Annotated in this window: 21 protein-coding genes and 1 riboswitch (1 of these 22 running past the window's edge); of the genes, 6 read left to right on the top strand and 15 right to left on the bottom strand. The window is 53.8% G+C overall.

From position 1 onward, the window contains the following. The 3 genes from NST96_RS06405 to nth form a co-directional block, all read right to left on the bottom strand. Nucleotides 1-1,058, bottom strand: the 5' portion of a protein-coding gene (locus NST96_RS06405) for a glycosyl hydrolase family 18 protein (RefSeq protein WP_003391640.1). 682 nt of this gene lie to the left of the window's left edge; only the first 1,058 of its 1,740 coding nucleotides appear in the window; its start codon is at nucleotides 1,056-1,058; its stop codon lies beyond the left edge, outside the window. Nucleotides 1,059-1,333: 275 nt separating this feature from the next. After that, nucleotides 1,334-1,768 carry a peroxide-responsive transcriptional repressor PerR gene (perR, locus tag NST96_RS06400; protein WP_003391638.1) on the bottom strand — a complete coding sequence of 145 codons (435 nt, stop codon included), beginning with the start codon at nucleotides 1,766-1,768 and terminating at the stop codon, nucleotides 1,334-1,336. 150 nt (nucleotides 1,769-1,918) lie between these two features. Next, entirely contained in the window at nucleotides 1,919-2,707 is a 789-nt protein-coding gene (nth, locus tag NST96_RS06395; RefSeq protein ID WP_031933175.1) for an endonuclease III, read from the bottom strand. A 137-nt stretch (nucleotides 2,708-2,844) separates the two neighbouring features. On the opposite strand from nth, the gene NST96_RS06390 reads away from it, so the two are divergent. Further along, nucleotides 2,845-3,750 carry a complex I NDUFA9 subunit family protein gene (locus NST96_RS06390; protein WP_227278508.1) on the top strand — a complete coding sequence of 302 codons (906 nt, stop codon included), beginning with the start codon at nucleotides 2,845-2,847 and terminating at the stop codon, nucleotides 3,748-3,750. Nucleotides 3,751-3,916: 166 nt separating this feature from the next. Here NST96_RS06390 and NST96_RS06385 read toward each other — a convergent pair whose 3' ends face one another. The 5 genes from NST96_RS06385 to bcp all read right to left on the bottom strand — a co-directional run bounded on the left by NST96_RS06385 (nucleotide 3,917) and on the right by bcp (nucleotide 8,212). Beyond that, nucleotides 3,917-4,771 (bottom strand): DinB family protein, encoded by an 855-nt coding sequence (locus NST96_RS06385; protein ID WP_342405802.1) that lies wholly within the window; start codon nucleotides 4,769-4,771, stop codon nucleotides 3,917-3,919. A gap of 399 nt (nucleotides 4,772-5,170) precedes the next feature. Further along, a complete protein-coding gene (locus tag NST96_RS06380; protein WP_024984685.1) occupies nucleotides 5,171-5,719 on the bottom strand; it encodes a cob(I)yrinic acid a,c-diamide adenosyltransferase in 549 nt (182 codons plus the stop codon). Nucleotides 5,720-5,873: 154 nt separating this feature from the next. Next, nucleotides 5,874-6,635 (bottom strand): class I SAM-dependent methyltransferase, encoded by a 762-nt coding sequence (locus NST96_RS06375; RefSeq protein WP_251237727.1) that lies wholly within the window; start codon nucleotides 6,633-6,635, stop codon nucleotides 5,874-5,876. A gap of 12 nt (nucleotides 6,636-6,647) precedes the next feature. Beyond that, nucleotides 6,648-7,700 (bottom strand): M42 family metallopeptidase, encoded by a 1,053-nt coding sequence (locus NST96_RS06370; protein ID WP_003391626.1) that lies wholly within the window; start codon nucleotides 7,698-7,700, stop codon nucleotides 6,648-6,650. A 38-nt stretch (nucleotides 7,701-7,738) separates the two neighbouring features. Further along, on the bottom strand, nucleotides 7,739-8,212 hold the full coding sequence (bcp, locus tag NST96_RS06365) for a thioredoxin-dependent thiol peroxidase (protein WP_003391624.1): 474 nt from the start codon (nucleotides 8,210-8,212) through the stop codon (nucleotides 7,739-7,741). A gap of 178 nt (nucleotides 8,213-8,390) precedes the next feature. Between bcp and NST96_RS06360 the strand changes: the two genes are divergently transcribed. Continuing rightward, the gene (locus NST96_RS06360; RefSeq protein ID WP_024984688.1) at nucleotides 8,391-9,011 is read left to right on the top strand and encodes a helix-turn-helix domain-containing protein; all 621 of its coding nucleotides are present in this window, start codon (nucleotides 8,391-8,393) and stop codon (nucleotides 9,009-9,011) included. Nucleotides 9,012-9,148: 137 nt separating this feature from the next. Continuing rightward, nucleotides 9,149-9,793 carry an HAD-IA family hydrolase gene (locus NST96_RS06355; RefSeq protein WP_003391620.1) on the top strand — a complete coding sequence of 215 codons (645 nt, stop codon included), beginning with the start codon at nucleotides 9,149-9,151 and terminating at the stop codon, nucleotides 9,791-9,793. Between the two features lie 89 nt (nucleotides 9,794-9,882). Here NST96_RS06355 and proS read toward each other — a convergent pair whose 3' ends face one another. The 7 genes from proS to NST96_RS06320 form a co-directional block, all read right to left on the bottom strand. Then, the gene (gene proS, locus NST96_RS06350) at nucleotides 9,883-11,349 is read right to left on the bottom strand and encodes a proline--tRNA ligase (RefSeq protein WP_003391618.1); all 1,467 of its coding nucleotides are present in this window, start codon (nucleotides 11,347-11,349) and stop codon (nucleotides 9,883-9,885) included. 107 nt (nucleotides 11,350-11,456) lie between these two features. After that, a complete protein-coding gene (gene ltrA, locus NST96_RS06345; protein WP_024985202.1) occupies nucleotides 11,457-12,722 on the bottom strand; it encodes a group II intron reverse transcriptase/maturase in 1,266 nt (421 codons plus the stop codon). 839 nt (nucleotides 12,723-13,561) lie between these two features. Then, a complete protein-coding gene (locus NST96_RS06340; RefSeq protein WP_024984690.1) occupies nucleotides 13,562-14,167 on the bottom strand; it encodes an ECF transporter S component in 606 nt (201 codons plus the stop codon). 261 nt (nucleotides 14,168-14,428) lie between these two features. Continuing rightward, nucleotides 14,429-14,581: riboswitch (FMN riboswitch) on the bottom strand. A gap of 262 nt (nucleotides 14,582-14,843) precedes the next feature. Continuing rightward, complete coding sequence (locus NST96_RS06335) at nucleotides 14,844-15,641, bottom strand: ABC-2 family transporter protein (RefSeq protein ID WP_003391613.1); 798 nt, start codon at nucleotides 15,639-15,641, stop codon at nucleotides 14,844-14,846. A 6-nt stretch (nucleotides 15,642-15,647) separates the two neighbouring features. Continuing rightward, nucleotides 15,648-16,442 (bottom strand): ABC-2 family transporter protein, encoded by a 795-nt coding sequence (locus NST96_RS06330; protein WP_024984691.1) that lies wholly within the window; start codon nucleotides 16,440-16,442, stop codon nucleotides 15,648-15,650. Further along, nucleotides 16,435-17,445, bottom strand: coding sequence for an ATP-binding cassette domain-containing protein (locus NST96_RS06325; RefSeq protein WP_003391607.1), 1,011 nt, complete (start codon nucleotides 17,443-17,445; stop codon nucleotides 16,435-16,437). The genes NST96_RS06330 and NST96_RS06325 overlap by 8 nt, the downstream gene beginning before the upstream one ends. Before the next feature lie 105 nt (nucleotides 17,446-17,550). Beyond that, on the bottom strand, nucleotides 17,551-18,435 hold the full coding sequence (locus tag NST96_RS06320) for a PP2C family serine/threonine-protein phosphatase (RefSeq protein ID WP_024984692.1): 885 nt from the start codon (nucleotides 18,433-18,435) through the stop codon (nucleotides 17,551-17,553). A gap of 198 nt (nucleotides 18,436-18,633) precedes the next feature. Between NST96_RS06320 and NST96_RS06315 the strand changes: the two genes are divergently transcribed. The 3 genes from NST96_RS06315 (at nucleotide 18,634) to NST96_RS06305 (ending at nucleotide 25,105) form a co-directional block, all read left to right on the top strand. Further along, on the top strand, nucleotides 18,634-19,920 hold the full coding sequence (locus NST96_RS06315) for a glutamate-1-semialdehyde 2,1-aminomutase (protein WP_003391602.1): 1,287 nt from the start codon (nucleotides 18,634-18,636) through the stop codon (nucleotides 19,918-19,920). A 242-nt stretch (nucleotides 19,921-20,162) separates the two neighbouring features. Then, entirely contained in the window at nucleotides 20,163-20,303 is a 141-nt protein-coding gene (locus tag NST96_RS06310) for a hypothetical protein (RefSeq protein WP_170208403.1), read from the top strand. 257 nt (nucleotides 20,304-20,560) lie between these two features. Next, nucleotides 20,561-25,105: a glutamate synthase-related protein gene (locus NST96_RS06305; RefSeq protein WP_327956952.1), complete on the top strand. Its 4,545-nt coding sequence runs from the start codon at nucleotides 20,561-20,563 to the stop codon at nucleotides 25,103-25,105. Nucleotides 25,106-25,359 lie beyond the last annotated feature (254 nt).

The raw sequence follows: 25,359 nt of genomic DNA, 5'->3' as shown, positions 1-25,359 counted from the left end.
TAGTGAAGGATTTGGGAGATGACCTTGTCACGTTTTTCATAACTGGACAAAACGGACCGCGTCCAATCCGGATTAAATCCGTTGGTTACAAGCCCCCACACCTGATAACCCCGCTTGTGGGCCCACTGGACGTACGCGGGATCAGCCTTGTTAATCAGTGTTCCTTCGGCATCGCTTAGCTCAAACCAGGTCGGGGATACGACATTCACGCCTGGCATGCTGCCGATCTCGGCCGTATTCGGATTTCGCTTGACGACTTGTTCCCAGGTGAGATTGACCTTTTTCCCTTTCGGTGTCCATAAAACAGGCAAGGATTCTGCCGGCTGTTCCAAATTGACCTTTCTTACATCCCCTTGCTCGACGACCTTCTTGGGCAAATAACCGGATATGCCGTCAGCGGACAAGACCTGGTACCACTCCTCTTCTTGTCCCAGCACGTCCACTACGGCTCCTCCCGGCAGTTCTGCCAAATAAGGGGAACGATGCGTCGGCTCTAAACGAAGCCGGACCTTCTCTTCATCCTTTAGTACATGTGCCTGCTGGATTTCGTACTCGTTTTTCTCTACGCGCAGCACCCCGCTTGTCTCATGCCGCGTAAAGGCATACGGATACAGCTTTTCCAGAGGGGCAAGCGGGATGTAGCGGTGGCCGCCAATGATGGAGACTGGCACCTGCAAATCCACCGGCTTCTTGTTCAAATAGGCCACCAATTGGCCGCTCTGCATGCGGAGAACCTTGTCCTTGGTTGTAATGATCAGCATCTTGGTCGGCTCTTCCCAATGAATGTGCGGGTCGAGGCGCTCCTGGATAAATTCAAACGGCAGCAAAATCTGATCGCCTTCCATTGCATACGGCTGCTTAAAAGGCTCGCCCTCGAAGACGATGGGACGTTCGTTTCCTAAATAGGGCAACACCTGTTCATTCGACGGCTTCAGTTCAAAATACCAATACCCAAACCCGGCAGCCAAAACCAGGAGCATCAAAAAAAGGAGCGGAGCCCTGCGCTTTCGTCTCTTGCGTCGTCTCGCTCGTCTATCCAAGGCTACTTCCAGACTCATCGACTACTCCCTCCGCTCAACCGCTTCTTGACTTGACCATATGTATAACATGCATTGACGGCTGTATTCCTCTTATCGTACCTTCTGTTCACTCTATTCACAACCTTCGAGAAACTGGAAATGGCTAAAACCTTCATTCAAAGATGACGTGGCAATCGCCAAAAGGTTACATGTCTCGCCCTAATTTGCATAAACATCTCAGCGCAACAAAAAAACACCCTCTCTCCAACGAAAGCCTGTTGGAAGCAGAAGGTGTTCTTTGAGCGACACATTCCTCAATGCGTCTTCTTTTGACAATCTTCGCATACCCCGTATACCTCCATCCGGTGTCCGGTTACACGAAATCCAATGGTTTTTGCGGCCGAAGCCTCGGCATCTCGGAGATAAGGGTAGTGGAAATCCCGGATCGAACCGCATTCCGAACAGATCGCGTGGTAGTGATCTTCCTCCACATTGGCGTCAAAGCGGCTGGACGCATCTCCGTAGGTAAGCTCGCGCACCAGACCCGCATCCTTAAAGACGCGCAGGTTATTGTAAATAGTCGCCACGCTCATATTGGGGAATTTCCCCTCCAGAGCCTTGTAAATCTCATCAGCTGTCGGATGGGTCATCGTCCCCAACAAATAGGATAGAATGGCATGACGCTGAGGTGTCATCCTTACCCCGGTGTTCTTTAGGATTTCAACAGCTTTTTCTACACGCTGTGACATTGTGCTACACCTCACAGTCTTTCGCACGATGAATGTACATGGTTTGTCAAACCCTTTGATTAGAATTACTTTAAATTAAGTGTACTTCTAATCAAGGAAAACTGTCAATATACATTCACCGGAAATCGGAATCGATGATTCAGACATTCATCAGCCCTGCGATGCTGCCGTTTTTTTCGCCGCCGGCTTCTTTGCCTTTTCCTTCGTGCCTGCTGTTCCCGCCGATTTTGACTTGGACGCCGTTTTTTTGGCGGTGGCAGCTGTTTTCGCCGTCTCTTTTGTCCGCGATGACTTCGCCTTCTTCTCTTCGGCCAGGGCGTACCTGCACATGTCCTTCAAAGGACAGATGCTGCACTGTGGAGTACGAGCGGCACAGATGCGTCGTCCATGCCAGATGAGCCAATGATGGGCATCCGACCACTTTTCCTTGGGGATCCGCTTCATGAGCTGACGCTCCACCTCGTCCACATTGTCGCTTTTGGCCAAGCCGAGGCGATTGGCAACCCGAAACACGTGTGTATCGACTGCGATGGCTGGAACTCCAAAGGCGTTGGACAAAACGACATTGGCGGTCTTTCTGCCTACGCCGGGAAGCGCCTCCAGCTCCGCATGGTTTTGCGGAACCTCGCCGTTGTACTTTTCGTAAAGGATCCGGCAGGTCTCCAGGATGTTTTTACTTTTATTTTTATACAATCCCAGCCCTTTTATATGCTCCTCCATTTCCTCTTGTGTCATGTGGAGAAAATCTTCCGGTTTATTGTGTTTTTGAAACAAGGGCGCAGTAATCTCATTTACCCGTTTATCTGTGCACTGGGCTGACAGGATCGTCGCAATCAACAGCTCAAAAGGCGAGGTATAGTTCAACTCACAGTGAGCATCTGGGTATGTTTGGTAAAGTATTTCCAAAATGTCATCTACGGGTACTTTGCGTTGAGCCAAAGCTTGGACCTCCTCTCTTTCTATTAGTATTATACGCTCTTTTGTCAATCCACCGGGAGAGCGCATCAGCAATGGAGCAAGCTGTCTATCTGGTGTACAATGGAACCTGGGAGTTTTTTACTTTAGGGGGGATATGGATGAAAGTGTTCCTGACGGGCGGTACCGGCTTTGTAGGAAAGGGTATTTTGGCAAAACTGGCAGAAGACGGACATGAGGTCGTTTGCCTGGTTCGTCCCGGTTCGGAGGAAAAATGGCGCAAGCAAAACCAGGCAAGCGAAAATGCTAGAGTCGCCGCCGGTGATCTGTTCGACCCCGATTCACTTTCCCGGGCGATGGCTGGCTGCGACGCCGTTATCCATCTGGTAGGCATTATCCGTGAACAAAAGCAAAAGGGCATTACATTTCCCCGGATTCATGTGGAGGGGACCCGAAATGTTTTGCAAGCCGCCAAGAAAGCAGGCATCCGGCGCTTTGTTCACATGAGTGCGCTTGGAGCGAGAGCCAATGCGACGAGCGGGTACCATCAGAGCAAATACGAAGCAGAACAGCTCGTGAAGGGCAGCGGCATCCCTTACGTCATTTTCCGTCCCTCCGTGATCTTCGGTCCGGGAGATGAATTCGTCAACATGCTGGCCGATCTTGTCCGTATGCCTGTGACCCCCGTGATTGGAGACGGCTCCTATCTCCTGCAGCCCGTTGCCAGCCAGACAGTAGCAGATGTATTTGTCCAGGCTCTCTCCCGAGAATCTGCTGTCGGACGAATTTTCGAGACGGGCGGACCGGAACCAGTCTCCTATGGAGCGATTCTCGACGCTATTGGCGAAGCCATCGGCAAGCGCAAAGTACGGAAAGTGCATATTCCGCTGGGATTGATGAAGCCGGTCATTAATCTGATGGAAGGTTTCTCCTTCTTCCCGATCACCAATACCCAACTGACGATGCTGCTGGAAGGAAACGCATGCTCGGATACGGAATCGCTGTACGACATATTTGACACAGAGAAAATTCCTTTTTTGCAAGGTATCAAAGCGTACTTGCGCTAAAATGTTAGCGGAATATCAACGGAGATGTTCAAACCTCCTTCCCGCCCGAGAAGACATAAAATACGGCCGGCCACCCCGAACTAAACCGAGGGCAGGCTGGCCATCGTGCTCCTCTCCCCTTTTCAAGATCTCTAACCGCTTTTGGTTCCTTTCATTACCTGGCCTTTTATACTCCATGAACCTTCCGGGTTTCAAGAATTTGCCCGATATGATGCAAAGCATGTCCCATGAGCGGCTCGATCCGCTGGCGAACGGATACGATGTGTCCCGATGACAGAGAGACCGTTCTGTCCATCGCGTCGGGCAGGTGCTTCAACAGGCCGCCGATATGAGAGCGGATCGCGCAAAACAGCTCGACCTCCACTTGTATGCTGCGATGGGCATAATCCAATCCGGCCGCCCATACGTCAGGGTCGTAAGCATTCCCGTGAAATACCCTCCCTGGCTCCGCCAGAGCGAACTTCACCATCGCCAGCGAGGTTGCGTCCGAGTCTACCATATGTAAAACGATTTGGCGAATCGACCATTTTCCGGGAGCACGGGACAAGTCAAGCTGCTGATCGTTCAGTCCCTCCAGCGCTTTCTTCAGACGAGTCGGGGCTTCGTCGTAAAAGGCTATGATCTGCCCGTCACTCAGATTCCGCCCGCCCCAGAATGTGATCACATAGCCTTCCGGATCAGTCACACTGAGACGTTCCCAGCCCCATTCCGTTTCTACCCATTCCGCATTGTGCTGCTTTTGAGCCAGTACCCGATCGCGATATTCATAAAATGACGAAGGTGCGGAAAGATAGAAGCTCTGTCCAAGGATTGGCTGGTCAAACACTTCCGTCAAATACAAAGAAAGGTCTTGTTGCTCTGTTCCCGCCAGTAAAATCCGCTCACCGCCAGGGGCAATCAAAAATGTCAGCTGCTGCTCTCCCTCCACCTGCTCAACGTCAAATCCCATCAATCTGCGGTAAAATTCCAACTGTTCAGTAAATTTATTCGTCCGCAAGCACTTGTCCGCTTTCTGAAACATACGAATCCCTCCTTTTCAAAAATGGATTGCCTCGGGAAATGTCTGGTTCCCTTTCATGGCTTTAGAAAAGGGATGCAAGCTGCTCTGGATTAGAGAGCAGCCTCATCGGAATTTGCATCGGAATATACGTTACAAGCATGCTGCGACGTCCATCATTTTTGTATCGGACTAGAGCAGAACGCTGCCCGAAAAGCAAGCCGGAATCGGAACCCCGGCGCAAAAGCTTGGTTCAGAAGTCTGGATCGGGAGCCTGGTTCAAAAGCTTCGGTCGAAGCCTACTTCGGAAACCCGGTCGAAAGTATAGTTGAAGTATGGTCAAAAGCATGGTTCGAAAACTGGTTCAGAAGCCCAGACTGGAAGCCCGCATTGAAAGCCTGGACAGGTACACGCCGCCCTTCTCTATTCGTGCAATTGAAGCTCTTCATGCCCTGTCTCGCGATTGACATACCTCGCCACGACAAATAAATAATCGGACAAGCGATTCAAATATTTCACGACAGCGGCGTTTACCTCTTCCTGGTTTGCGACCATTACTGCCTTGCGCTCAGCCCTGCGGACTACGGTGCGGGCTATGTGAAACGCGGCGGCAGCCGGATGCCCGCCCGGCAAAATAAAGTTGGTCAGTTGAGGCAAAGCAGCGTCAAGCTTGTCGATTTCCCCTTCCAAAAAGAGTACATCCTCTTCCTGGATCGGCCATCCCACCTGTTTTCCCACAGGGGTGGCAAGCTCCGCTCCAATGTGAAACAGCTTGGTTTGAATGACGTGAAAAACTTGACGAAGTTCCTTCCATTCGTCCCCGGCAGGCAGGAGAGAAAGTGCAAGGCCAATGCTTGAATTGGCTTCGTCACATGTTCCGTACGCTTCTACGCGATCCGCAAACTTCGGGACGCGAACGCCAAACACCAGTGACGTTTCGCCCTTGTCCCCTGACTTTGTATAAATTTTCACCGTCAGTCCCCCATTCTTCTTATTTCCCCGGAAATCGACACGGGGACATCCCGCTTGCGCTTTATCCATTCGCTCCCTTGAAAGCAGTTCGGTCGCTCGAAAGAAGTTCGCTCCCTTGAAAGTAGTTCGGTCGCTTGAAAGAAGTTCGCTCGCTTTAAAGCAGTTCGGCGACTACTATCAATTCGCTGCTGGAAGAATCGAACGGCTTTTTGTCAAAGGAGCCGTAACGCTGCGTCACCTTGAACCCATTGAGCCGAAGCAAATGGTGCAGCTCGGCGGGGAAGATGTAGCGCAGCGTAAATCGCCCGACAACTCTTTCGGTCACGACACCGTCCGGTGAAGTCCGTTCATAAGTCCGAGTCACCTCGGATAGCTGCTGGAAATGGTCGTAGCGTGTGTAGTCCCACATTGCAACCTCTTCTCCCGTTTCCAATCGGAAAGTGCCGCGGAGCGACATCTTTTCGCTCTCCTCATACAAATGGCTGATTTTGGGCACAAACACATTAAAAACCAGCTTTCCTCCAGGTGCCAGGTGCTTTCGGATGCAAGCCAGCGCCTTCATCTGTTCCTGGATATACAGCAGATGCAAAAAGGAGCGAAACGGGATCATAATCAGTGAAAACGTCTTTTGCAGATCAAAGGAGCGCATGTCTCCCTGGATCAGCCGAAGGCGATCCGCTACACCGTGTTTTTCCGCCTTTTCCTGCGCTCGCTTCAGCATCTCGGACGACAAATCCAGCCCGGTGACGGACAAACCCGCTTCTGCCATCGGTATGCTGGTACGGCCAGTCCCGCATGCCAGATCCAGCACCTCGCCACCTGCATGACGAGCCATATCGAGGTAAAACTCCACGTCACCTGCCATGCCGCGCTGTGTCAAGTCGTAGTAGTCGGCCCAGCGGTACATATCACTCATAGCAAAGTCCTCCTATGCTTGCAGCTCTTCGGACTGGATGTAGGCCAGGACCAGTTTTCCCGTATTCTCCAGCGCCTCTTTGTGTGTTCTTTCATGGGAGTGAGAAGCGTCCACGCCCGGACCGATCAGGCCGTGAACGATGTCGTATCCGGCTCTCAGCGCCGCGCTGGCGTCCGAGCCGTAATACGGATAAATATCGACCTGGTAGTTGAGACCCTGCTCCTCGGCCAGGCGCACCAAATGCTTGCGCAAGCCGTAATGGTAAGGGCCGGAGGAATCCTTGGCACAGATGGACACGCAGTATTCATCTGTCGTCTGTCCGTCTCCGATCGCCCCCATGTCGACAGCCAGATATTCGACCACTTGTGCCGGAACGCTGGAATTGCCGCCATAACCGATTTCCTCGTTGTTGCTGATCAGGAAATGCGTCGTATACGGAAGCTCGATGCCGCTTTCTCCGATATGCTTGAGCACCCCGAACAAAATCGCTACGCTCGCCTTGTCGTCGATATGGCGCGATTTGATAAAGCCGCTCTCGGTAACTGTTACACGCGGGTCAAAGGAGACAAAATTGCCTACGCTGATGCCAAGCGCAGCCACGTCTTCCTTTGTTTTTACTTTCTCGTCCAGCCTGACTTCCATGTTGCTTTCGTTGCGCTCCATTTTGCCAGCTTCCCGGCCATACACATGTACAGATGCCTTGGTCGACAAAATGGTGCCGGTAACAAGTCGGCCGCTGTCTGTCTCAATCGTGCAGTGCTCCCCCTCAATGGCATTGAATTCAAAGCCGCCGATCAAAGCGAGCTTCAGCCGGCCATTGCTCTTGATTTCCTTTACCATCGCGCCCAAGGTATCGACGTGAGCCGTCAGCAGACGATGCTTTTCCTTGTTTTTGCCCGGCAGCGTCGCCAGTACCGCTCCTTTGTTGGTTTTTACATAGTTGACGCCCAGTCGATCGAGCTCGTCTGCCACCCAGGACATCACCTTGCCCGTATTTCCCGATGGGCTTGGCGTGTTGGCCAGTTGGCAAAACGTTTCTACCATATATGCAGTGGACAAAGTCATTATTTGTTCCCCCATTGATTTATTGGTTGTCCCCCGGATTACGGCCTGTGCAGCTCTTCCCGGATAAACGCGAGCACCTCCTGGACGTGCCCTTTTACCTTAACCTTGGGCCAGACCTTGGCGATGTTTCCTTCCGCATCGATGACAAAGGTCGTCCGCTCGATGCCCATGTACTCGCGCCCGTACATCTTTTTCAAGACCCATACGCCATATGCTTCCGCGATCTGATGGTCAGTGTCGGCAAGCAGCGGAAAAGGAAGTTCGTGCTTGGCGACGAACTTGTCATGGGATTTCACATCGTCGGGGCTAATGCCCAGTACGACCGTATTCAGCTTGGCAAAATCGGGATGATAATCCCGGAAATCGCATGCTTCTGTCGTACATCCCGGCGTCATGTCCTTTGGATAAAAATAGAGCACCACATTTTTTCCGCGAAAATCAGCCAGAGAAAGCTCCTGACCGTTGCTCGCCTTGAGGGTAAAATCTGGTGCAGCTTGTCCTGCAGCGACCATTTTTGATCCCGTCCTTCCACTAAAAACTGCTTTTCATTTGGTCTCATTTTACCACAAGCTTACAGCTACTTCATCCGCTTGCACGTTGCGCTTTTGCACAGAAAACGATAATATGGATGGATAGTAATGATAAAGAAATATAAAATTTGCGTAGGTAGCTGGATGGTGAAGAATGGCGATGAAAGAATTTTTTAACGTAACAGACCCGGAAGCCCTCAAATCCCTTGCTATACCAGAACGTGTAAAGATTTTGGAATTGTTTGAGGATCTTGAGCCCCGTACAGCCAAGCAGATTGCAACCGAGCTCGGGGAAAACGCCGCCCGTCTTCACTATCATGTGAAAGAACTTGTGCGCGTAGGCTTGTTGCAGCAGGTAGACACGAGAGTAAAAGGCTCGATCGTGGAAAAGTACTACGAGCCTGTAGCCAAAGTCATTCAGGTGAAGCTGCGGCTGATGATCGAGGAAAACGCACAGCAGCTGAGCGATATCATGTTTACCCCTTTCCGCACGACGGAAAAGGATCTGGTGCGTACGCTCAACCGGTTTGTAGCCAGCGACGTGGATGTGCGCAAGGAGTACAAGGATACGTTCGCTTACAACCTGACTGAATTTTATTTAAGCCAAGAAGAAAGAAATGAATTGGTTGCCGAGATTAGCGACCTTCTCCAAAAGTACAAAGGACTGAAAAATGAAAACGGACGACGGAAGTTTAAGTTCTTTGATGTCTTGTTTCCCGTTACTCCTCCTGACCCGAGTGAAGACGACGAGGACGACGACTTTGAAGACAACGAGGCATGAAAGAACTCATCTTCGCATAAGACTGAACGAACAATCAGAAAACGCAGCAGTATGCTGAAGCTGACCAGTATGCAAAAACAACCATGAAAACCATCCGCTGTGATGGTTTTCTCCATTTTTGACCAAGGAGGCTTACGATGCGCACCATTCTATTCGATTTCGACGGGACCGTAGCCGATACGCTGCCGATGATTTTCAATTCCTTCCGCTCTACCTTTCAGCACTTTCTTCAGCGCCACTACACGGATCAGGAGATCGTCGCGATGTTTGGCCCGCCTGAGATGGGGATTCTGGAAAACATGATTGCCAGCGAGCAATTGGCGGATGCCGTGACCCATTTTTACGACTTCTACGCAGCCGAGCATCAGCGCGTGTCCAATCCGCCGGAAATGATCCGGCTGCTCGACCGCTTGCAGCAAGCCGGCATTTCGATGGGGATTGTCACAGGAAAGGGCAGACGAAGCGCAGATATCTCTCTGAAAGAGTGGGGGCTTGCCCCTTATTTTGATGTGGTGATCGCCGGGGATGAGGTGACAAATCCGAAGCCCGATCCGGAGGGGATTTTGCTTGCGATGGAGCAGCTTGGTGCAACGCCCGAACAGACCATCTACGTCGGCGACAGCAACGCGGATATTATAGCCGGGAAGGCTGCCGGACTGGTGACAGTAGGAGTCACCTGGCTTCCGGTCACGCAAAAAACGGGAGGCTTTCAGCCGGAACCGGATTACGAGTTTACGGATACGGATGCGTTTGCGGAATGGGTATTGGGGCGTCAAAAATAAGACGCCCCCTTTTTCATTTCGTATTTGTTGGTCTAGCTTGGCCGTAAGCGTTCTTTCGTCGGGTTTGATTTTGGCCTGATGGCCTTGCCTTAGTAAGCCCGGGCAAACCAGACCGTGTGCATCGCCTCTTTGCCGCAGCAGATGCATGCGGATTTTTGTGCAGGCGGCTCGAACGGGATGTTGCGGGAGGTGAACTTGGTCTCTTCCTTTACCTTTGCTTCGCAGCCATTGTCGCCGCACCAGCCCGCAAGCACCCAACCCGCGATGCCGTTTTCTTTCTCGGCGGTCTCCGCGTGCTGCTTCAATTCTTCGAGCGTGTTGATCTCCAGATGCGAATGGGCATTGCGGAATTCGACTGCCCGCTGGTACATGTTTTGCTGGATTTCCTCAAGCAGGTTTACGACCGCCTCTACTGCATCCGCAAGCGGAGCCGTGATCTTTTCCCCGGTATCGCGGCGGGCCAGAATGACCTGACCGTTCTCGACATCGCGCGGACCGATTTCCAGACGGATCGGAACGCCGCGCATCTCCCATTCGTTGAATTTCCAGCCGGGAGTCTCCTCGCGCAGGTCAGCCCGGACCCGTACGCCTGCCGCTTTCAACTGATCAAAGAGCGGATCGAATGCTGCCATCACCCTTTCACGCAGCTTTGGCGGTCCAACCGGAATCATCACGACCTGCGTAGGCGCTACACGAGGCGGCAGCGACAGCCCCCGGTCGTCCCCGTGCACCATGATCATCGAGCCGATCAGGCGGGTAGAGGTCCCCCAGGATGTCGTATGCACGTATTTGAATTGATTGTCGCGGTCCAAGTACTTGATCTCGAAGCCCCGCGCAAATTTTTCTCCCAAATAGTGCGAGGTGCCGGCCTGTACGGCCTTGCCGTCCTTCATCATCGCTTCGATGGAGTAGGTGTCGACAGCTCCAGCAAACCTCTCGCTCGGCGTCTTTTGCCCCTTCCAGACCGGGATCGCGAGCAGCTCCTCCACGACCTCGGCGTAAATGTCCAGCATCTGCATCGTTTCCTGACGGGCTTCCTCCTCTGTGGCATGGGCGGTGTGTCCCTCCTGCCACAAAAATTCGGAGGTGCGCAGGAACGGCATCGTCCGCTTTTCCCAGCGGAATACATTTGCCCACTGATTGATGAGTACCGGCAAATCTCTGTAGCTTTGAATCCATTGACTGTACATATGGCCGATCATCGTCTCCGAGGTCGGCCGCAGCGCAAGGCGCTCCTCCAACTGTTCCCCCGCAGCTTCCGTAACCCATGGCAGTTCCGGGTTGAAGCCTTCTACGTGCTCTTTTTCCTTCTGAAAAAAGGATTCGGGAATCAGCATCGGAAAATAGGCATTGCGGTGGCCGGTTTCCTTGAACCGCTTGTCCATCGCCTCCTGGATCCGCTCCCACAGCTCAAATCCGTCCGGCTTGAAAACGATACAGCCGCGCACAGGCGTATAATCCATCAGATCCGCTTTTTTGATCGTGTCGATGTACCAGCGCGAAAAGTCTTCAGACTGCGGCGTGATTTCTTTGACAAATGCTTTTCCTTCTTTCAATGCCCTTCACTCCTTCATGAGCTTCTTTTCAAAAACGATCGAGTAGGAGGGGGCGACTAACCCCCGTCCTCTCACACCACCGTACGTACCGTTCGGTATACGGCGGTTCACCAAGCTTGACGAATTTGAGAATATCGTTGCACTAAGCTTTTCAGCCCTTGTTGTTGCCAGTAGGCAATGCCGAGGGCTTTGTGTATATGCGGAGACTTTGTGGTACGCCATGCACCCTTGCGGGTATTTGCAATTTCAATGGCTTTTACGTGAGATATGCCAAGAGAACGAAGTTCTCGATATCTGGTTCTCACGCGTTTCCACTGCATCCACAAACAAAGACGGAGCCTGCGCCTTGTCCATTCCTCAATGGATTGTAGAATGCCCTTCGCGTCTGCAAGGGCGAAATATCCAATCCAGCCCATGAGGTACTGATTTATTCTTTCAATCCGCTTCTCCATCGAGATGCTCCACACCGGATTCGTGATCGTGCGGATTTTCTCTTTTAGCTTGAGGAGGGATTTGGGGTGGATGCGAATCCTTGTCTGTTTTGCAAAGGTAAAACTAAAGCCCAAGAATTTTCGTTTCCATGGTCGGTCTATCGCGCTTTTCTCCTCATTTACTTTTAGCCTTAGTACCTTCTCCAAGTGGTTTTGAATACTCTTCTTTACTCGTTCCCCTGCCCGTTTTGTTTTCACGTAGATATTACAATCGTCTGCGTAGCGGCAGAAACGGTGGCCTCTCTTTTCGAGTTCCTTGTCCAAATCATCAAGTAGGATATTTGCCAAAAGTGGGCTTAACGGCCCACCTTGCGGTGTTCCTTCACTTGATGTTGTACAGACGCCATTTATCATGATCCCCGCATTCAAGTAGGAACGAATCAGTCTTAAAATTCTCTTGTCCTGAACTTTTCGAGCCACACGGCTCATTAGAATATCATGATTTACGCGATCAAAGAATTTCTCTAGATCGATGTCCACCACGAAACGATATCCTTCGGAGATATACGCTTGCGCTTTCCTTACTGCCATGTGAGCGCTACGTTTTGGACGGAACCCATAGCTAGATTCCGAGAAGGTGGGGTCGAAGATCGGCGTTAACACTTGGAGGATGGCCTGCTGAATAAAGCGGTCTACCACGGTGGGAATGCCTAATAACCTTACACCACCGTCAGGTTTCGGGATTTCGACTCTGCGAACAGGTGAAGGTCTATAGGTTCCCCTTTCCATCTTCTCGCGGATGGCTTGCCAGTGTTCACGTAGATAATCGCGTAGTTGTTCGGTTGAAACACCATCGACTCCACCGACACCTTTGTTTTCCTCCACTCGTTGGAGTGCCATCCGTAAGTTTTCCCGTGATAAGACTTTTTCCAGCAAATCCATAATGATGTTCCTTCCTTCGCACATGCGGACTCCGTGCTTGCTGTACGATACTCAGCCCTCTTTTGTACCCTCGGGGCTTCACCCCTGCTCTTCAAAAGTAGTTCCTTGACAGAATTCTGCTTCGACGTACCGTATCAAAAGACATGGATCGCATGCTGGCTTGATGTTCGGCCCTTCCCCATTCAAGCGTCCTCTACTCGGGTACTATGGCCTCTGCTGACTTCTGCATGTTCAGCGTCTCCTTACGGAGACGGTTACCAACAGTTGAAGGCGTTTCATGCAGACCTCCCCAGGTAAGAACGATAACTTTCATCCCATGTACCTGCCCAAGTTTACTACTGTATCCCTTGGCTGTATGGGGCTTTGTCTTGTTTGGCAGACTCGCCCGGATACAACAGCCTCAAATTGGGTTCGTGTACCTCAGGTCGGGATTTTGCCGCCGGCTTCCTTCAGATTCGACCTCGCGGTCGACACCCTTGCCTTGAGCTAACGGTTGGTACAGCCAACCCCCGTTCGGGACTTTCACCCTATAGCTATCGCCCATGCTGGGCGCACCAAAAAACCCCCATCCCAAAAAGGGACGGGGGAAACTCTCCCGCGGTACCACCCTGATTGACCGCTGCTGCCACAAAAGCAACTGCGATCCGCTCTGACCCGTTAACGGAGGGAATCCGGCATGGCTCGTCGCCAGCAGCTCCAGGATGGGGAGCAGGTGCATTCGTGCATCGACCTTTCAGCCAAGGGTCGACTCTCTGCGCCACATTCGCTACCTGCGGGTCCTTTCACAGCCATTTTCGCCTGTTTCTTGGGCAATATGGTAGCAGACCCGCCGGGCAATGTCAATTTCTTGCATAAAGGCTGAGTCTCGGTGCCAGCTTCACGTAGAGCGGATAAGCGACTACGGAGACCATGATTCCTTTTATCAGGTTAAACGGCACGATGCCGTACAGGATCAAAGACCATACGCTCTCAGCCTGGAATTGCGCGACCAGCTGCTCCAGCGACACCTGATACAAAGCCGCATAGGCGGGCAGCAGGAAGTAGGCGTTGGCTACCGCCATGACAGCCGTCATCAGTACAGTACCGATAGCAAGACCGGCCATGAAGCTCATTTTCCCCTGTTTCATCCGCTGCAGCCAAACCGCTGCGACGATGAAGCTCGCACCCGCCACTACGTTGGCCAGCTCGCCGATCAAAAGGCCGTCCGTATTTTTAAACAGCATGTGCAGCGCATTCTTCATCACTTCGACGATAACGCCTGCCATTGGGCCGTAGAGCAAGGCGCCGATCAATCCGGGCAGCGTACTGAAATCGAGCTTCAAAAACGTAGGCATGAGCGGCACCTGAAATTCCAGGTACTGCAAGACAAATGCGACCGCCGCCAGCATGGGAATCGTCACCAGCCGCTGCGTCGCTTGCGATGTGGGAATCGCGGTTCCTTTCATCTGTACCATCTCCTCATTGGTTTCTTCCTTCTTGAGGAATGGCAACAGCATACACCCGGACGTGCCCGCGTTCGGTCCTTGCACAGCAAAAAGCCCTGAGAAACAACATCTCCTCAGGGCTTTGGCACACATGCAAAGACAACGAAACAGACCTGTGCTCTTAAAAAAGGGTACGTAAACAGAAGGGCCGAAAAGCGGCACCCAGCCCGTCGTGCAATACCCATGCACAAGCAAACAAGCACGCACAGCGTACGTACTGTCGTCATCCTTCTCCCATCCAGACTGTACTGTCGGCTCTGGATTTGCACCAGATCCTGCACTCCGGAAGCTTTCGCATCGCGGAGGCTCGCGGGCTTACGCGCTTTTGGCGCGATCACCGCCGGTCGGGAATTTCACCCTGCCCCGAAGGAATGTATGTGATTTTACATGGATATTATACAGTGCCGCACTCGGATTTGACAATGCTGGAAGTGTTCCCTGCTATGGTCGTTGCGAATCTCCTGCGTAGCTCCCATCGCTTTTGGGAAACCTGCCGCAAATTTCGGCTATCATTTGCGGAGCAAACATGATCAGCCAGGGGAACATAGCGAGGTAGAAAGAAAGCAATTTTTCCCAATACGACAAAAGCATGCAAAAACCCTCCCCCAAGACGGAGGAGGGTCAGGCAGCAAGCCGATTACGACCCTGCTCCGCTGTATTTGCGCACACCCCAGTTCCAGACGACCAGTCCGATGCTGAAAAAGACGATTCCCACGACGGGAGTAAACGCCGCATACGCGTACCACGTTTCCTTGCGGAGAAAATACGCCGCCGGATACACGCCGACAAAGGCAAAGGGCAGCACGTACGTGAGCACAAACCGGATTACCTTGTTGTACACGTCGACCGGGTAACGCCCATACTGCTGAATATTCCAGATCATCGGCGAAATCCCTGTCCGGGAATCGGAGAAAAAGCTGATGGCCGCAATGGCCGTGTAGACCCCGCCATAGATCAGCATGCCGCTGACGACGAGACCGACAAACAGGAACGGGTCGTACCACGTAAAGGACAAATCCAGCTGAATAGCCGCATAGCCCATAATGATCAAACCGGTGATGACGCCAAAAATCCGGTCCGGTGCGATCGACTCAAGACAGACCTGTGCGAGATTGTGCAGCGGCCTGGTCAGGACGCGGTCCATCTCTCCGCGAATAATGTACCGCTCGTTGAAATCCCAGAAGCCGAAAAACATCGAAAACAGCGCGTACGGGATGAGGAAAAAGCCGTAAATGAAAATAATCTCGTCGCGCGTCCAGTCATTGAGCAGCGGCACGTGCTGAAAGACGACGACGATAAACACGAGGTTGATCAGCTCATTGATCAGATTGGACACGAGCTCCCCGAAAAAATCAGTCCGGTACGCGAGACGCGTTTTGAAATACTGTCCCAAATAAGTGGCAAAAATGCCCAAGACATGCTTGATTTCACCCATTGCTTCTTATCCTCCCTGCACGACCAGCTTGGTCTGGGCTCTGCGCCACAAGACGAAGATCGGGATGAGAATGACCGCGACCCAAATCGCCTGGAATCCGATCATTTGCCACGCGCGGGACGCCGGTATAGCCCCGGTGAAGATGACGCTGGGATAATAGTTGATCGCCTGAAACGGCAGATATCCCATCAGCGTCTGGGCCCAGCCGGGGAAAAAGCTGATCGGCAGCACCAGGCCGGAAAGAAGGTCGACGACTACCCGCTTGGCCCGCATCATCCCGTCATTGCGGAAGAGGAAAAAGGTAACGAGACCGGTCAACAGATTCAACTGCGTGTTGATGACAAACGCGAACATCAGGCTGAGCAGATACATGCCCCACGCTTCGGGCGTGCTCGGGAATTGAAACGGAATGAACAGGCTGATCAGGAAAATGCCCGGCGCGGCGAAAAACAGCATGCGGAAAATCCCTTCGCCGAATGCCTGCGCCGTCTTGACCGAGAGATAATTGTAGGGGCGGATCATCTCGATCGCCACTTTTCCCTCCCGGACCTCCTGCGCCATCTCCATGTCGATGTTATTGAAATAAAACGCCCGCGACATCCAGGCGATGGCGACATACGCCGTCATCTGCTCTACCGAAAGACCGCCGAGCTGCTGCTGTCCGCCGTAAATCGCCCCCCAGAGGAAGTAGTACGCCCCGATGTTGATCGCGTAGATGATGATGCCGCTGTAGTAGTTGACGCGATACGCCAGCAAGGTCAGAAAGCGGATGCGGATCAGTTCCAGGTAAAGCTTACCCATGGCTGACTACCTCGCTGTCTGTAGAGTAGATATTGCGGACGATGTCCTCCGTGCTCGCTTCCATAATTTTGACGTCGCTGATGTCAAACGAGGCCATCACGGTGGACAGGACGAACGGCAGCATTTCCTGGCTGCGCGACACTTTTACGCGCAAAGCAAAGTCGTTTTCCCGAATGATCTCACAGGGCAGCTCGCCGAGGACAGTCCGCAGCTCTTCGGCTGACGTCCGCTTTTTGAACTGAAAGGCCACTTCCGTCCCATTTCCCCATTTTTCCTTCAGGTTTTCGAGCAGCCCGTCAAAAATAAGCTTGCCTTTGTCCATGACCAGCACTCTTTTGCACAGCGCTTCGATGTCGGTCACATCATGTGTGGTCAACAGAATCGTCATATGCTCGGTATCGTTTAAATTTCGCAAAAACTCGCGAATCTTTTGCTTTACGAGTACGTCCAGACCGACCGTAGGTTCATCCAGAAACAGCAGGCGAGGCTTGTGGATCAGCGCCGCCGCCACCTCACAGCGCATCCGCTGGCCGAGGCTCAGCTTGCGTACAGGCTGGCTGACGAACGAACCGATGTCGAGCTCCTCGATCAAACGGTCGAGCCAGCGCTGTCCTTCATGCTCTTCGACCTTGTAGACGCTTTTCAGCAGACGGAAGGACTCCAGCGGGGACAGGTCCCACCAAAGCTGCGAGCGCTGGCCAAACACGACGCCGATGGAGCGCACGTAGTCCTCCCGCTGTTTTTGCGGGACAAAGCCGTTGATGACGATCTCCCCGCCGCTCGGGTTCAGGATGCCCGTCAGCATTTTGATCGTGGTCGACTTCCCTGCCCCATTTTCTCCGATCAGGGCGAACATTTCCCCTTCTTCTACGGAAAAGGACAGGTCGTCGACCGCTTTGACCGTCTTGTATTCCCTGCTGAACAGGTCGCGAAACGCGCCTCCCAGACCGGCGCGGGCTTGATGAATGCGAAACTCCTTTTGCAAATGGTTGACTTGAATCATGATTAACCGCCCTTTTGTCGCTTTTGAGTAGGATTCCACTGCTTAGTGTATATGAGCAGGCTGATTTCTGCAAAAATCAATGTGCTGCCAACTGCAACCTTCAATCTAAAGCCTTGGAAGACCATACGGCTCAGTCGCAGGCTCGTTCTCGGGAAGGCAAATGACGACACCGGTTTTGTCATCGGCAGGCTTGAACCGCGGGTAGGCGATGCACTCCGGATCGCTTTTCTCCAACTGGACCAGTTCATCTGTATACGCCTGCAGCCCTTTTTCCAGGATGGGACAGACCGTTTTCTCCCAACCGATGCTCCCTTCTCCGCGCGCGGCCGGCCAGAACAGTCCATCTGTCAGCAGGAGCACTGCCTTCAGGCCGATCCGGTTGATCCTCCCGTACTCCAGAAAGTCTCCGCTGAGCGGCTCGCCGTTCAGCACGCCGTATCCTCCCGGCGTATTTGCCTGATAGCGGTTGTGAACGAGGATGTCGCGAACGCTTTCAATCAGTTCAGCCCTTGTGCTTAAGCCTTGGCGAATGCCTTCTTCCCACTTTTCCATCGCGGCTGCTTCCAGGTGATTTACCTGCAGATGAGTCAGGACGCGGATCGAATCGTCGGCATACACGGCAAAGATCATGCAGTCTCCCGTCTGGGCATAGTGAAGGTGTGTCCCATCGAGCTTCACTACGGCGGCGGCTGCACCCCACAAAGCTTCCTTTTGGCTCAAATCGATTTCTTCGGAGATCATATAATCCCGAAGGCGCTCGTTGGCTGCGAGCAGTACAGACGGCAAGTCGGCGTCTTTTCCGACAGCCGCCAGATGATCGTGAACGATCCGGGCCGCCATTGCCCCTCCACTCTGCCCGGTCCTGGTGACAAACGGCACCAAAGACGAAACTCCGTCAATCACGGCAAATATCTGCTGAGCCGTGTTTATCAAAAAACGATCCTCATTATTGCCGCTGTAACCGGGTATGGACAACGCTTCGACGTTCATTCGCCCTCTTCCCTTCCGCTCTTGTTTTTACAATCCGTCCAAGCCGGAACAAGTCGTTATCAAAGGCTGGCTTGGAAGCTGACAGGCTGAATTGTATCACTTTTCCAAATACGGTTCCAGCTGCAGCTCTGCCGATTACGCCAACCTTCAAGTGTGATAAGATGAGGATGGACTTATGGACGAAAAGAGGGAATGAACATGAACCGCGAAAAATCTGCCCGCCTGCATGAACAGGCGATGGACGTCATCCTCGGCGGGGTAAACAGCCCCTCCCGCTCTTTCAAAGCTGTCGGCGGCGGCGCTCCTGTCACGATGGAACGCGCGCAGGGAGCCTATTTTTGGGATGTCGACGGAAACCGCTACATAGATTACCTGGCTGCATACGGTCCGATCATCACGGGCCACGCCCACCCGCATATCACAAAAGCCATCTCGGAAGCGGCTGCAAACGGGACGCTGTACGGGACCCCTACTCCTTGGGAAATCAAATTTGCGACGATGATTCGCGAAGCCATCCCGTCGATGGAACGGATTCGCTTCAACAACTCCGGGACGGAAGCGGTGATGACCTGCATCCGCGTGGCTCGTGCCTATACAGGCAGAGTCAAGGTAATCAAGTTTGCCGGCTGCTATCACGGCCACTCCGATCTCGTGCTGGTCGCTGCGGGTTCCGGTCCATCCACACTGGGCATTCCCGACAGTGCGGGCATCCCGCAAAGCATCGCGAGCGAAGTGATTACCGTACCGTTCAACGACACGGAGGCGTTCAGAGAGGCGATCCGCGTCTGGGGAGCGGAGACGGCATGCGTGCTCGTCGAACCGATCGTCGGCAATTTCGGGATCGTCCCGCCGAAACCGGGCTTTTTGGAAAGCGTAAACGAGATCGCCCACGAGGCAGGTGCGCTCGTGGTTTACGATGAAGTGATCACGGCCTTCCGCTTCTGCTACGGCGGCGCGCAAAACCTGCTCGGCGTTGAGCCGGACTTGACGGCTCTGGGAAAAATCATCGGCGGCGGACTGCCTATCGGCGCTTACGGCGGGCGACGCGAGATCATGGAGCAGGTGGCACCGCTCGGCCCTGCTTACCAGGCCGGGACGATGGCCGGTAATCCTGCCTCGATACGCGCCGGTATCGCCTGCCTGGAGGTACTTAAGCAGCCAGGCGTATACGAGGAATTCGAACGCCTCGGAGCCTTGCTTGAGGCAGGAATTCGGAAATCGGCAGACGCCCACGGCATCAAGGTGCAGGTCAACCGCGTAAAAGGAGCGCTCGCCGTATACTTTACGGACCATCCGGTATATGACTACGATACGGCCCAGGCGGCAGATGGCGAACTGTTTGCCCGCTTCTTCCGGCTCATGCTGGATGAAGGCATCTGCCTGGCACCATCCAAGTACGAAGCGTGGTTTGTCACGACCGCCCATACAGAAGCGGATATTCGGGACACGATCGCGGCTGTGGATCGCTCGTTTGCCAAGCTCTAAGATCGTAGATGTTGCTGTCGCAGCATGCGGTTCAACCCCGTATCATACAACGCAGCGGTGCCAGCGGGAATAGGCAGGTGCCGGAGAGAATAGCCCGATGCTTGCGGGAATAGCCCGGTACTTGCGAAATAGCCCGATCTTGGTTGTATAGGTCTCCTGCCGGGGAAGATTTTCCTGAACGAAAACCGCAGCTTCCTCCACATACTAAGCGGGACAGCATACCACCGCAGGAGGGATTTTACGTGTCCAAAGGGGAAAAAACCTACCCGCAAGCGCCGGAAAAAACGTTGGACCCCAAAATGAGCTCCAAGATGATGGAAGTCGTCGGCTTTCAAAATCCGCGAAAGACGGAGCACCACAAAACGCAAGACCACGACCGCTAGCATTTCATACCGCAACGCAAAAAGCATGCTCTGCCGCGGAGCATGCTTTTTTCCTTTTGAAAACGCTATATTCCATGAATAAAAATACATTTTTTATCGAGAAAAAACATTTTATTATAATTAAAACGCTTACATTTACATGATTATCCAAACCCCGATTGTGTACTCCATTCATTCATGTTATTCTTAGCACTACTATTTTGAAGTTTCCGACTATTGGTAAAGGAGGTGGAGGGTCAGTTCGTCTGACCGCAACCATGAGAAACTACCTGCAAAGAGAAGCAATCGAAACGTTTCAAAACTATCACAGGATTGAGCACGATAGCTGCGGAATCATCTGTGTCATCGAAAAAGCGGGAGCCCCTACGCGAGCTAACGTGGATGAAACCATCCGGTCGCTGATTCAAATGGAGCATCGTTCCGGATTTATCGACGGGGAAGGAGACGGCTGCGGCATCCTGACGGACATCCCTCGTGCCCTCTGGTCCACATACCTCCATCAGGCAGGGCTGGACGGCGGTTTTGCCTACGACAAACGATTCGCAGTGGCCCATCTCTTCGTGCCTCAAGCCAGTCATGACCCTGAGGAGGTTCAAAGGCAGGTACGGCAGCTTTTCGCCGAGTATTCCATCGACATTATGCTTGAGCGGGTACAAGAGGTGGACTCTGCCGCTCTCGGGAAAAACGGCAAACGCGACGAACCGCTTTTCTGGCAATTGGCCTTGTCCTCCCAAGAGGAATTGACTGGCTACCCGTATGCCCAGCGGCTGTTTGAATTGCAGATCGCCATCGAGACGGCTCACCATGTTCATGTCGCTTCGCTCAGTCCGTACACTGCCGCGTACAAGGTAATGGGCGCCGCCTCCATCCTGCCCCGCTATTTCCGCGATCTGGCTGATGATCGCTTCGCGTCGTCCGTGACGATCGGACACAATCGCTACTCGACCAACACCCTGTCCAACTTCTTCCGTGTCCAGCCGTTTTCGCTGCTTGGCCACAACGGAGAGATCAACACCATCAGCAAGCTGGAGGAGGAGGCGCTCCTGCTCGGCGTTCCGCTCGTAGACGGTGGAAGCGATTCGCAAAATGTCAACCGGACAGTCGAAACCTTCATCCACCGTTATGAACTCAGCCTGTTTGAAGCGATGGAAATTGTCTTCCCTCCGATCCATCACGAAATGAAAAACCTGCCTGTCCATCTGCAGGACCTGTATGCCTATCTGCGCCAGGCCTGGGGACATTTTGCCCAAGGTCCGGCCGGCATCGTGTCGCGCTACGGAAATGAGTGCCTGTTCAGCGTCGACGCGCTTGGCCTGCGGCCGCTGTGGATGGTGGAAAGCGCAACCTCCTACTACTTCTCCTCGGAGCAGGGAGTCATCCCTGTCCACCAGATGACGGCCGAGCCGAAGTCCCTGGCCCCTGGCGAAAAGGTGGGCGTCCTTCTGCACCCGGATCGGGAAGCGGAAGTCGTGCCTCACCACAGCCTGCAGCAACTGGTCCATGACCGTTTCACGAGCAAGGTCAAGACGGATGGCTGGCGGCAGCATCTCTATTTCGCATATGAGGCAAATGCGCTCGTCTCCGAGCCGGATGCAGAACCCCCTGCCTCGTCGGTGTACAGCGCATTCGGCTGGGACCGGGAGCAAATCCAGTTGGTCGAGCAGATGTCTGCCAACGGCGTCGAGCCGATCCGTTCCCTCGGACATGACGGCCCCCTCGGAGCTCTGTCCAAGGAGCGGCAAAACCTGGCCGATTACCTCAAGGAGAGCGTTGCAGTCGTCACCAATCCGGCGATAGACCGCGACCGGGAAATGGAGCACTTCTCTACCCGCGTCGTCGTCGGCTCGCGCGTCCCGCTCTCGGCAAAGCCGGTTCCCGGATTGCGCCTGGAGCTGCCTTCTCCCGTACTGTTTGAAGGCCAGTCGCTGCAGGCCGCCGCTGCGCAGCAGGGCACCTTCTCCTTGGAGCAGGTCCTCCACTATTTGAATAACCACCCGTCCAGCATTTCGCTGGTGTCCACTTCTTTTTCCAAAGAGGAAGGGCTGGAAGGCGGTCTGAAGCGAATAAAGCAGACGGTTGTGCAAGCTGTGCAGGACGGTGCAGTGCTGGTCGTTCTGGACGATACGGAAACGCATCGCAGCGACAAGTTCTGGATCGATCCGCTGCTGGCGGTGGCAGCCTCTGACCAGGCGCTGAAAGCCGTTTTTCTCGAAGACGGAGACAATTTGCGCCGCCGCGCCTCTCTCGTGCTGCGCTCCGGCTCGATCCGCTCGCTGCACGATCTCGCTCTGGCAGTCGGCTTCGGTGCGGACGCGGTGTCGCCGTATTTGATGTTCGCCACAGCCTTTGCCAAGGATGGGGTGACATCGGCAACAAACTTGTACAGCGCGTTGAACAAAGGGCTGGAAAAAGTAATTTCCACCATCGGCATTCACGAGCTGCGCGGATACGGACGATTGTTTTCTTCTATCGGTCTGCGCCAGGAGCTTGCTTCCGCCCTGTCCATCATCAATTTCTGCGGATCGGCCGAGTCGGGGCTTTCCTTTGCCGACCTGGAAGCGGACAGTATCCAGCGCTCGCGCGATTACGCAAGCGAGACGGCCCGTGAAGCCAAGACCTTCCACATCTTCCCGCGCCTGTGGAAGCTGATCGGACAGGTCGCGGCGGGAGACATTCCCTACGCCGACTACGCGCAAAAGCTGGAGGAAAACGAGCGGGAGAATCCGATCGCTATTCGCCATACAACCGACTTCGCCTTTGACAAGAACGCTCGACAGGAGCAGGGCAGGGTCGAAGCGGAACAGGTGGATCTCAGCGTAGGCAGCCATTCCCTGCCGTTCCTGATCTCCTCCATGTCCTTTGGTTCACAGAACGAGACGGCATTCCGCGCCTATGCCGAGGCAGCGGAACAACTGAATATGATCAGCATGAACGGGGAAGGCGGCGAGATCAAAGACATGCTCGGCCGCTACCGGAAAACACGCGGAATCCAGGTTGCTTCGGGCCGTTTCGGCATCAATATCGAGCTGGCAAATGCGGCAGACATCCTGGAGATCAAGATCGGCCAAGGCGCCAAGCCAGGCGAAGGGGGACACCTTCCCGGCTCCAAGGTAACAGCCAAAATCGCCGCTGCCCGCAATGCGACGATCGGCTCTGACTTGATCTCTCCGTCCAACAACCATGACATTTACTCCATCGAAGATTTGGCGCAGATGATCACCGAGCTGAAAACAGCCAATCACGAAGCAAAAGTATGCGTGAAAGTGCCAATCGTCCCCAATATCGGCACGATTGCCGTCGGGATCGCCAAAGCAGGTGCAGATTTCATCACGCTTTCCGGTTTTGACGGTGGTACGGGAGCGGCCCGCGTCCACGCCTTGCAGCACGTGGGACTCCCTGCGGAAATCGGCGTCAAAGCCGCTCACAACGCACTGCTGGAGGCGGGATTGCGCCACAAGGTGGAGCTGTGGGCGGACGGCGGCGTGAAAAGCGCCGCTGACGTCGTCAAGCTGATGCTGCTGGGGGCAAACCGCATCGGATTCGGCACACTGGCTATGATCGCAGTCGGCTGCACAACCTGCCGCGGCTGCCACCTCGATACATGCCATGTCGGGATCGCCACGCAGATTGACTCGCTCGAAGAAGCGCATGAAAAAGGTCTGCGCCGCTTTGTTCCCCGCCAGTTTGATATGGCGGTGGAGGGCCTGAAAAACTTCTTTACCCTGTTCGGCGAAGAGGTCCGGCGGATTACAGCCGCACTCGGCTTTAGCCGTACACAGGATCTGGTCGGACGCTCCGATCTATTGGTGCAAAGCCGTCTGCTGGAGAAGATCGACCTTTCGTCTTTGCTTGCGCTCCACCCGCAGTTTGGCACTGCCGAAAGCGTTGAAGCGGAACAAGAGGAAAGCCGTGTGCTCGTAGCTGCCGGTGCCCACGCAGGAGAGGCGCAGGGGCGCTATTATCAGGCGGATAGGCCCATCCAGGAAACCTTCAGCAGCGTTCTCTCCGGGCAGCGGGTCCTCGGCAGCCGCTGGTCGGGGGCACGGGTGAAAGACCATCTGGACGGAAGCTATGCCTCCCTGCCGGAGGTGTCGCTTCACTTCACCCACGGCAGCGTTCCGGGCAACGGTCTGGCTGCCTACAATGCGCAGGGCGTCAACATCCGCGTCCAGGGCGGCGCACAGGACGGGGTAGGCAAAACCAGCTTTGGCGGCCGCGTCTCGATCCTCAAGGCAAAGGGATTGAACGGCGCTTACATCAACGGCTCAGTGGGCAAAAGCTTTTGCTACGGGGCACAAAAAGGGCTCTTTATCGTCCAGGGCAACGCCGACTCCCGCGCCTGCATCCGCCTTTCTGGCGCCGACGTGGTCTTTGGCGGCGAAATCACCCAGCCGATCAGCGACCAGCTTGGAGGCATCGGGGCTCGCGCCAACCTGAAAGGCTTTGCCTTTGAATACATGACAAACGGCCGTGCTGTGGTGCTCGGTGATCCAGGGCCGTGGATCTGCGCCGGGATGACCGGAGGCGTCGTCTACGTGCGGCTTCAGCCGGATCTCGGCTTTGGCCGCGACGCATTGGAGCGCCGAATCGCCAAAGGAGCCAAAGTGTTTTTGTATCAGCTCGACGACAAAGGGACGAGCGATGTTCAAGAGCTGCTTTCCGCTTACAAGGAAGAGCTGCTCGCTACCGAGCAATATGAAACAGCCAGCCGCATCCAAAAGCTGATCGAGAATCCGGCGGACAACTTCCTGATGATTTCGCCAAAGAAAGAGCAGGCCGATCCGTCTGTCTCGACCGAGTGACGCTCCGCCAAACCCTTTATTCCCAACTCTTCCCCTGCCAGGGAGGAGTTTTTCTTTTTTGCACATATAAACGTCCATTTATATTGTCAAAGATAGTCAGAGATTGTACAATAGAAGGAAAGATGCGATCATGAACTGATCATGTCTTGCATGTTTCAAGGGTCAACAGCAATTTTCCGACAGTCAGGCAGCTAATGGCATTCGCCTCGGCCAGGGAAACACGCTCCCGGGAGAAGCAGGGATGTTTTGCACAG

The sequence above is a fragment of the Brevibacillus sp. FSL K6-2834 genome, assembly GCF_038592925.1.
Taxonomy (GTDB): Bacteria; Bacillota; Bacilli; order Brevibacillales; family Brevibacillaceae; genus Brevibacillus; species Brevibacillus borstelensis.
The sequence above is the reverse complement of the archived record's forward strand: the minus strand, read 5'-3'. Positions and strand labels throughout refer to the sequence as shown.